General features: G+C 44.3%; 7 protein-coding genes. 1 reads left to right on the top strand and 6 read right to left on the bottom strand.

What is annotated here, in order from left to right; genetic code table 11:
- Window positions 1-38: 38 nt before the first annotated feature.
- The 3 genes from VB732_RS19875 to VB732_RS19865 all read right to left on the bottom strand — a co-directional run bounded on the left by VB732_RS19875 (window position 39) and on the right by VB732_RS19865 (window position 3,714).
- The gene (locus VB732_RS19875) at window positions 39-1,208 is read right to left on the bottom strand and encodes an NDP-sugar synthase (protein ID WP_323232624.1); all 1,170 of its coding nucleotides are present in this window, start codon (window positions 1,206-1,208) and stop codon (window positions 39-41) included.
- A 231-nt stretch (window positions 1,209-1,439) separates the two neighbouring features.
- The gene (locus tag VB732_RS19870) at window positions 1,440-2,270 is read right to left on the bottom strand and encodes a ScpA family protein (protein ID WP_323232623.1); all 831 of its coding nucleotides are present in this window, start codon (window positions 2,268-2,270) and stop codon (window positions 1,440-1,442) included.
- Window positions 2,271-2,631: 361 nt separating this feature from the next.
- A complete protein-coding gene (locus VB732_RS19865; RefSeq protein ID WP_323232622.1) occupies window positions 2,632-3,714 on the bottom strand; it encodes an AI-2E family transporter in 1,083 nt (360 codons plus the stop codon).
- Between the two features lie 126 nt (window positions 3,715-3,840).
- Here VB732_RS19865 and pdxH point away from each other — a divergent pair, with 126 nt between their 5' ends.
- A complete protein-coding gene (gene pdxH / locus VB732_RS19860) occupies window positions 3,841-4,485 on the top strand; it encodes a pyridoxamine 5'-phosphate oxidase (RefSeq protein ID WP_323232621.1) in 645 nt (214 codons plus the stop codon).
- Window positions 4,486-4,614: 129 nt separating this feature from the next.
- Here pdxH and VB732_RS19855 read toward each other — a convergent pair whose 3' ends face one another.
- The 3 genes from VB732_RS19855 to VB732_RS19845 all read right to left on the bottom strand — a co-directional run bounded on the left by VB732_RS19855 (window position 4,615) and on the right by VB732_RS19845 (window position 8,752).
- On the bottom strand, window positions 4,615-5,232 hold the full coding sequence (locus VB732_RS19855) for an FMN-dependent NADH-azoreductase (RefSeq protein WP_323232620.1): 618 nt from the start codon (window positions 5,230-5,232) through the stop codon (window positions 4,615-4,617).
- A gap of 357 nt (window positions 5,233-5,589) precedes the next feature.
- Window positions 5,590-8,499: a DUF3769 domain-containing protein gene (locus VB732_RS19850; RefSeq protein WP_323232619.1), complete on the bottom strand. Its 2,910-nt coding sequence runs from the start codon at window positions 8,497-8,499 to the stop codon at window positions 5,590-5,592.
- 136 nt (window positions 8,500-8,635) lie between these two features.
- Window positions 8,636-8,752, bottom strand: a complete 117-nt coding sequence (locus VB732_RS19845; protein ID WP_041566417.1) for a photosystem II reaction center protein I — start codon at window positions 8,750-8,752, stop codon at window positions 8,636-8,638.
- Window positions 8,753-8,758 lie beyond the last annotated feature (6 nt).

Genomic DNA, 8,758 nt, shown 5'->3' with positions numbered 1-8,758 from the left:
TGCTCCCTGCCCCCTACTTCTTCCCCATTCCCCATTCCCTAAATTACATTTGTCCCCAGCAACTCCTCGATGACTTGTCGTTCAACAGGGGTATGTGATGGGGGTGTCTGACGAGCATCGGTAATCAGCCAATCTAAAGCAGCAGCTTGGACATCGATTGCTGCTCCAGTTTTATCTACGCAATAACGCCCAAACACCAGCTTATCAACTAAGCGGACTCCTGGCCCGAGACGCGACCATTCAAAAATCACGCTGTTTTCTACTGTTGCGCCACTGCATATCCAACAATTGGGGCCAATCATGGCGGGGCCAACAATTTTTGCTCCGTCTTCTATTCTTGTCATCCCGCCAATGTAAACTGGGCCTGTGATATCCACTTTGTCCCAATTTACGGCGACATTTAAGCCAGTATAAATACCAGGGGCGACTTCGTGACCAGGAATTTGCACATTCTTGATTTCACCCAGCAGTACACCGCGAATCGCCCGCCAATAGTCTGGTACTTTACCAATATCTACCCATTCAAAATCCATAGGAATGGCGTAAAAGGGGGCTTTGATTTCTACCAACTTGGGAAACAATTGGCCACCAATATCATATTCGACACCAGAGGGGATATAGTTAAATACCTCTGGTTCAAAGATGTAAATACCTGTGTTGATGTTGGTGCTGAGGGCTTCTTCTGTTGAAGGTTTTTCTTGGAAAGCTTTAACACGACCTTCTTCGTCTGTCACCACCACACCATAGCTAGAAACTTCTTCCTTGGGGACAGATTTCGTAATAATAGTAGCGATAGACCCTTTAGCTCTATGCCATTTAACCGCCGCAGTTAAATCTAGGTCGATCAACGCATCACCGCACAATACCACAAAGGTATCATCAAAAAACGGTGAGAAGTCTTGGATGCGGCGCATCCCTCCAGCAGAACCAATTGCTTCTCCTTCCAATTTACCGTCGTCATCAATTTTGCCTTCAAAGGAATAGGCAATCTGCACCCCAAACCTTTGACCATCACGGAAATAGTTTTCTATTTCTTCAGCCAAATGACTGACATTGACCATAATCTGATCAAATCCATGTTGGCGTAACAGTTCCAGCAAGAACTCCATCACTGGCTTTTGCAGGATGGGAATCATTGGTTTAGGAATTGTATAGGTAATCGGACGCACGCGAGTACCCTTGCCAGCCGCGAGAATCATCGCTTTCATAAAAATTTATTCCTCAACCACAAGCCAGTTTACTTTCATCGAGTGATACTTAATCATCAGTTTTTATTTCTGCTCTAAGTCATCCCCAAAACAGGGATAACAGGAATTTAGTGGTTATTGCAACCATCTATATACTTAGATGACAAGCGATCGCTTATCTTTTCAATTTACCCGGATTTTGAGACTGAATCAAAAATCTGTAAATTATCTGTAGGGCTAATTTTGGCTTTTTCAGTTCATTGATTCCTCAAAAGGTTTACTGGTCTTAGCTGAATCTGTAATTAGCCGAATTTTAATTTCATTGTAAAACTCCTCTTGAAATAGCTCTACTTTCGATTGAGCCGAAAGTAGCAGTAGCGCCCAGAAAACGCTAACTAAATGACTGTGTTTAGACTCATGTCCAGACCCATTTTGGTTGAAAAGCTTTGTTTGAGTCCACAACTCTACAAGCTGTTCTAGATTCAACCAATTTTTTTCTGAATTTAGCTCCCTTGCTGATAAGTTCAACACTTGTTCAAGTTCTCTAGCTACTTCCGTGAGATTTTCCTGGTGAGCTAATTCCAGCGCCTCCCGCATACTTTGAACGCTAGGCAAACGTCTAGGACGGATAGGCTTGCTAACTTTTTCTACTAGTTTTAGCTGGTTTGCCATAATCTGCAATTGCTTGATTAACTCTTGCAGAGTCACCCGGCGCTTTGGTGGCGGCATTGCCGATGGACGACGGCGCAATTGCCGTTCTAATGGTAGACGATGACCTTGATGTGATATTCCGTCTTCATCTTCTAACAGAGCATCATCTAATACGCCATCTTGGATATCTCCTACTGTTGACAATTGCATCAAGGTATTAGCCTTGAACAATACCAGCATTGAAGCTGACAAAAAAGCCTGTCCAGATTGAGACAAATCAGCTTCATAGCCTCTTCCTATTGACTCCGGTGCCATCAGTTCTAAGTAACGGTCAATCACCTCAATCACTTGGACATCCCAAGGGTCTATTTCTCCCTGTTCAGCTTGGTAAATCAGGAGTGTGATTGTTTCTAATAGCTCGGAAGCTTCCATCAACAGGTTCTAGTTAATTAATAAGAATCAAAAGACCGTAAATTCAATGACTATTGGCAAAGCGTGTACTTTATTTATACATTCGCTTGTGCTTCTTTTAATCAGGAATTGCCTGCTGGCAGTATCCCCTGAAATTGTAATCAATCACCATTGTGAATTGTGAGATTGGAATGTGCAACTTTTGATATTTGGGAATTGAAAATTGGGAATTGAAAATTGGGAATTGGGGAAAGACTTGTTTCAAGTTCTCACCTCTTGTCCCCCTGCCCCCTGCTCCCTGCCCCCTGCCCCCTGCTCCCTGCCCCCTGCCTCCTGCTCCCTGCCCCCCTGCCCCCTGCCCCTGCCCCCTGCCCCTCCCCTCTTAATCTGGAGGTGGGTCATGAGGAATGGTGATTGAGACAAAATTACCAGGCTTGCCGCTTTTTATCGCATCGAAAGTGCCTTTAATAGTACCAGCAATGGGAACAGCAACAAGCGTTCCTAACAGCCCAGCAATCTCAAATCCCATCAAAATAGCTACAAAAATCCAGATGGGGTTCAACCCGATAAAGTTGCCGAGTAACCGGGGAGCTAACAGATTATCTTTAAGCTGCTGCATAAAAATTGCTGCGATCGCAACTTGAACTGCTAACCACCAATTTTGCAATAGTACTAAAATCGTTACTAGACCAATGCCAAGAGATGCCCCAATAAAGGGAATGAGTTCTGAAATCCCAATTAATATGGCAAACAACAGGGCAAAGGGAACCTTCATTACCAAGAAAATTGGTGTGAGGGTTAGCATCATAAATAGTCCTAGCAACAACTGGCTAAGAAAGAAGTTCTGGAAATTTAGGCGTAAGGATGCGGTAAGAGGATCTGCAATATTAGAGGGTAAAAGATTAACTAGACCATACCAGACGCGATCGCCATATAAAAGCATATAAAATGCCAGCACAATCACTAACACCACATTAAGTAAGCCTGATAGCAGTGTTCCAGCAAATCCCACTGCCCCAGAAGCTAGCTGTTGCACCAGATTCTGAATGTTGGCATTGATTTGACTGGTTACAACTCTTAGATCAATCGGCAAACGTCGTTGTTTTGCCAGGGTCTCAAATTGCTCTAAGTTTGCTTGACTAGCGCCTAACCAATCAGGGATCTTATTTAACAGTTGGATTGTTTGGTCAATGATCAACGGCACTAGGGTAACGCCTAGAATCCCCAATAGGGTAAGCGTTGCCAGTAAAACTATGATTACTGCCTGAGTGTGCGTGATTCGGGCACGTTCAAATAACTTAACTGGGTAATTTAGTAGAAAAGCCAAAATTGCCGCAACGCTCAAAACGGTAATTGGATGCTGGAAATAGCGGAAAAGCACGGACAGTAGCCAAACATTAAGAGCGATAATTGGCCCGCTCAGACCATAAATTAACAAGCGTTGAAGGGAGGCTGAACGGCGCATCTTATGCAACCTATATTAAATATTCCTGAGATAATTTGTAAAATTCTTGATGGCACTGATTATCATCATAGAGATTTTTAACAAAGATATGTATAAGCGTATCTAATAACAAGGAACTACATCCAAATGGACAAAACCGTAGCTGATCTTCGCAAAGACTACACCTTGGAAGCTTTGAGCGAACTCGAAGTAGACCTCAATCCTTTTATTCAATTTAAAAAATGGTTCGATCAGGCTTTAGCAGGGCAACTCCCCGAACCCAATGCTATGACCCTTGCTACTATCACACCAGACGGTAAGCCTTCAGCCAGAATGGTGCTACTGAAAGATTTTGATGAACGGGGCTTTGCTTTTTTCACCAACTACAACAGCCGCAAAGGGCAAGAACTCGCAGAAAATCCTTTAGCGGCTTTAGTCTTCTGGTGGGCAGAACTAGAACGTCAAGTTCGGATTTGTGGGTATGTAGAGAAAGTTTCCGAAGCTGAATCTGACCAGTATTTTGACACTCGCCCTCCTAAGAGTCGACTTGGTGCGTGGGTATCTAATCAAAGTGAGGTGATAGAAAGTCGAGAAGTATTAGAGCGACGGATGCAGGAGTTCTACAGTAAATATGAAAATCAAGAGATCCCCCGACCGCCTCATTGGGGAGGCTTACGAGTGATCCCCACAGAAATTGAGTTTTGGCAAGGACGCTCTAGCCGCTTACACGATCGCTTACTCTATAGCCGTTTAGATAATGGCACTTGGAAAATTGAGCGGTTATCACCTTGAAGGGGGCAGGGGGCAGGGGGAAGGGAGCAGGGGGCAGGGGGCAGGGGGCAGGGGGCAGGGGGCAGGGGAAGAACTATTGATTTATTGATCGATGCCCAATTCCCAATTCCCAATTCCCAATCCCATACATTACCACTGGGCGATCGCGTCTTGAATTGCTGCCCGTGCTTCTGCTAGCGATTGGGTACGGGCATCACCCTCATTCAGGCTGTTAGCGTTAATGAATTGAATATCTGTAACTCCAATAAAGCCGAAAATCGTCCGCAGGTATGGTTCTTGGAAGTCATAAGCAACGGCAGGGGAAGTCGGGCTAAAGTCACCGCCACGGGCTGTAATCACAACTGCTTTTTTACCCTCGACTAACCCTTTAAAACCTTGATCATTTAAGGCAACAGTCCGGTTAATGCGAACGATTTGGTCGATGTAAGCCTTAAAAGTGGAGGGTATATTAAAGTTGTACATTGGCACTCCAAAGACGTAGCGATCGGCTGCCAAGAATTCATCAACCAGTTCGTCAGAAATTCTGATTGCCTCAGTTAATTCTGGAGTATGAGTTTCTGGTGGTGAAAATGCCGCCGCAATCCAAGCTTCATCAACGTGAGGAACTGGATGATGCCCTAAATCTCGATAGGCGATCGCATCTTCAGGATGTGCCGCCCTCCAAGCACTGACAAATTCCTTAGATAGTTCTCGTGAGTGCGATCGTTCACCACGGGGGCTGGAATCAATATGTAGAATATTTACCACCAAATATCTCCTGATTAGCTAGGATTTACTGCTTTGATTTTTTTGATTTTAAACAGGACTTACGCACAAAACGGCCCAAACCTGGATTTTCCAGTAGGAGCAATTCATATAGACGCAAAGTATATTCCCGCAGGCTATTGCCTCTTTTGCGTAAATCCTACTAAATTTCAAAGCATTACATCAGATACTAAAAGTAACTAGTTAATAAAGTAAAGTAGTTACCATAAAGTAACTATTGGAAAATTTTGGTTAATTTATTATGTCCGTCTCTAAAATTCAAAATTCTTTGCTCAAAAAATAATTCAGAATACAATTTTGTGCGAATTTCAGGTGAATAAATTGGTTTAATCTTTTCCATTAATTATCCTGTTGCACCCCGTTTACTACTGGTTTAACTTCAGAAAATGGATCAGTGCCGCCACCCCAGTTAAAATCACTAATTCTGATGCTGAAGCCGCCTAATTCCAACACCGGATTGTAACGCAAGGTGAGACCATAGGTGCGACGGCTATATTCCAAAATGTAGTCAGTGCTAGTTTCTTTACCTGTATCCAAGTTAATAGATGTTTGAAAGCCTAAGCGAAAAGGGCCGTAAATTTGTTGTGATATCCCAGCACTTAAGACTTTGTTATCAACGGAGCGATCAAACAAAAAGGGAGATAATCCGCTATTTAAGCCTTGAGAGTAAATAATATTAAAGGCGGTATAGTCGAAAAAAGGTCGAGAAAAATTGCCAATTTGCCCTAGTAAACCAATTCTACCGGTTAGGGTACTTTGGTTATCACCATTAGTGTAATAACTGGTAGTGCCTGTAACTCCAGCGATCGCTTGCAAGTAAGGAACTACAGGGTTAGCTGTGTATCGTAATCCTTGGCTGGCAGTAGATGGTAATGGTTTTCCCTGCCATAGTAACAGCCCTCTACTGAGGTCAGCACTAGCTTGGAAACGACCTAGTGAGATGCGATCGTTTTCTCGTATGGGTTCTAGCAAGTCTTGGCGATCGGTATTGGCATCGATATACTGAGCGCTTCCCTGATAGCTGAGGTTGAAGCCACTTTTTCCTAAAGGAATCACAGGAGAGGTAATAATAGCACCAAAACTGCTCTGGACAGTTTGATAGCCGAGAGTACCGTTGTAGAGGCGATCGCGGTAATTGTATTGCACATTCAAGATATGGGGAAGGCGATCGCCTACTATTTGGCGCAATCCCAAATTCACCCGCAAACTCTCTTCCAGATTGTCAAAGTCGAAACTGGTTAATTCCCCAGTCCCTTCAATTACTCCTCTTGGACTTAAAACAGAACTTATTTTTGTTTTTACGGCGAACAGTGAGGCTAAATTACTCGTACCTTCTGCTACACCTCTCTGTACTAGCAACTGAGGCGTGACCGTCCAGGTTGTCCGCTCTGTATCGATTATGGGAAAACCACGCTCAATATACAAACCACCCCGCCTATCTCCGTCGTAGCCGATAGAAACTATTGCAGGTGTAACGTCCCGCTCTCGCCGATCAATTGTTCGCTCATTCAGAGGAATTGGTAAAGAGACTGTTTGATCCAATACCAAACGCTGTCCCCGTGTCGTGATCCGGTCTACCAAAGGTGCTTCTCGCGTCAGAGTTACTGTATCTGCGCGTAACTCTAGTTCTGGCGGCGAAAAAGGATCGTTAGTAATGCGAGCATCTTTTGCTTGCCAGCCTTGGGGATAAAAATCAATCTGTTCGGCTTCAAACCTGAGTCGATTGACTGCACCCCCTGCTCTCGGAGGTGGGATGTTGCTAGCATTTGACTGACCACCAACTGTCACATCAAGTTGTCCAGGGCTACTGACACCAGAAAGGGGCTGATTGGCTCTAATGCGATCGCTAGGTGGACGTTTTGGGACTCCACCAGCAGCAACACCTGCGGGTGAGAAAGCAAAATCTGTTTGGGTTGAGGGTACATAAATTTCTCCTCTACCATTTAGCAGTTCCCCGCTATCTTGAACAAAGTTATAGGTAAAGCGTTGTCCACGCAGTATTTGATCGCCCCGTGTTAAAGTTACGTTGCCTTCCCCCGCAGCAATTAAATTGTCCAAATTGACTTGCAAGCGATCGGCATCCACTACCGCCCCATCAAATCGCACAACTACATTTCCAACTGCTGTAATAATTCGCCGTTGCTCGTCATACTCTTGCCGATCTGAAGTTACTTCTACAACTCTTGGGCTGGCTGGCGGCGCACTAGCTGGTGCTTGTGGTGTTGGTGCTTGTGGTGTTGGTGCTTGGGAGATGAATTCTACAGTGATCGGTGTTGAGGATTGCTTTGTGGGGTTACGAGACTGGAATTTTATAAAATTTTGTACTGATTGAGAACTCGGTGCAAGATCAGCAGCAGATACAGAGATATTGTCTTCTTTTGGAGACTGTTTTGCAGTAATATCACTTTGCTGTTTTTGTTGAGTTAACTTCCTAGCTAAAATTTCCGCCTTGGATTCGACTAACTCGTTGCTGTTTGGGACAGTTGGGGCAATTTTAACAGGAGGCGGAGATTGGGCAACGAGAGGATTAGGGGAAACTCTATAGTTAAAACTAGGAGAGTTCAAAAAGCTTTGTTTTTCTCCACTACTAGAGTTGAGATTTAGCGTAGACGCAAAGCGACTCGTTGTCAGATATCGCTCATCAAGTTTTTGAGAGGGTTCACGTTTTGCATCTAGGGAAGCTTCCGCTACAACTTTTTTTGGTAATGCAGTGGCTTCTATTTTCGCCTTCCCTTTGCGTAACGCTGCTCTTAGGAGAAGTTCTGAACTGCGCCCTTCGACGCTCGGACTAGTCTCTTTTGTATCTTCGACATTAGAGGTAGAAGTTTTAACTTCCTGCGTGGGATAACCAACAACCGGCGATCGCCCCAATGCAGCACTTCCAGAGTGGGTGATGGGGGAAATTTCTGGTGGGAAGGTTTCTGGTGGATGAGGTACAGAGGAGGTTTCAGGAACTATCAAGTTATCCTGAGTTGAGTTTATTAGAGTTGGCAATGGCGAATTACTCTTGGTGTCACCCGCAATTGCCAACTGAGACAAATCCTTAGACTGCTTGGATTTGTCTATTTCCTGTATTCCGGTTTCTACAGATGAAAGAAACTTTGTATGACTAGCAGATGAGGCGGGATTTACAGGTTGTACAGATTCGAGGATAGGAGGCGGATCGGGTGGCAGAACTGGATGAAGCATAAGTGAGCAAAATCGGGCTAACAAACAGCCAAATGACGGACGGAAGGGTAAACTATACATTTTGCCTTCCGACTGTTGCCTTCTGCTACCTACAGCAAGCTACCTGGAGGAAGAAACTTACTAACTTTCCCTTAGTAAGTTTCCGTGGCGTTTAGTATTTTCCGCCTTCCAAAGTCGCGGATAATTTATCGCCCTTTTACTCTAAGTCCCGACGGCCGGGGTTACGAGCGGGATCGTTCGATAAAAATCCGAAGATGAAGATAGTTACGAAGAAGGCAACAACAATATAAACAGCGATTTTTAAAGTCAGCATAGAAAT

This window comes from Nostoc sp. UHCC 0252, assembly GCF_034931145.1.
In the GTDB taxonomy this organism is placed as follows: domain Bacteria; phylum Cyanobacteriota; class Cyanobacteriia; order Cyanobacteriales; family Nostocaceae; genus Nostoc.
This window is presented reverse-complemented; position numbering and strand designations above follow the sequence as displayed.

Bases quoted from the DNA above. Each gene is read 5' to 3' on its own strand.
- VB732_RS19870 (WP_323232623.1), bottom strand. From the start codon at position 2,270: ATGGAAGCTTCCGAGCTATTAGAAACAATCACACTCCTGATTTACCAA.
- pdxH (WP_323232621.1), top strand. From the start codon at position 3,841: ATGGACAAAACCGTAGCTGATCTTCGCAAAGACTACACCTTGGAAGCT.
- VB732_RS19865 (WP_323232622.1), bottom strand. From the start codon at position 3,714: ATGCGCCGTTCAGCCTCCCTTCAACGCTTGTTAATTTATGGTCTGAGC.
- VB732_RS19850 (WP_323232619.1), bottom strand. From the start codon at position 8,499: ATGTATAGTTTACCCTTCCGTCCGTCATTTGGCTGTTTGTTAGCCCGA.
- VB732_RS19845 (WP_041566417.1), bottom strand. From the start codon at position 8,752: ATGCTGACTTTAAAAATCGCTGTTTATATTGTTGTTGCCTTCTTCGTA.
- VB732_RS19875 (WP_323232624.1), bottom strand. From the start codon at position 1,208: ATGAAAGCGATGATTCTCGCGGCTGGCAAGGGTACTCGCGTGCGTCCG.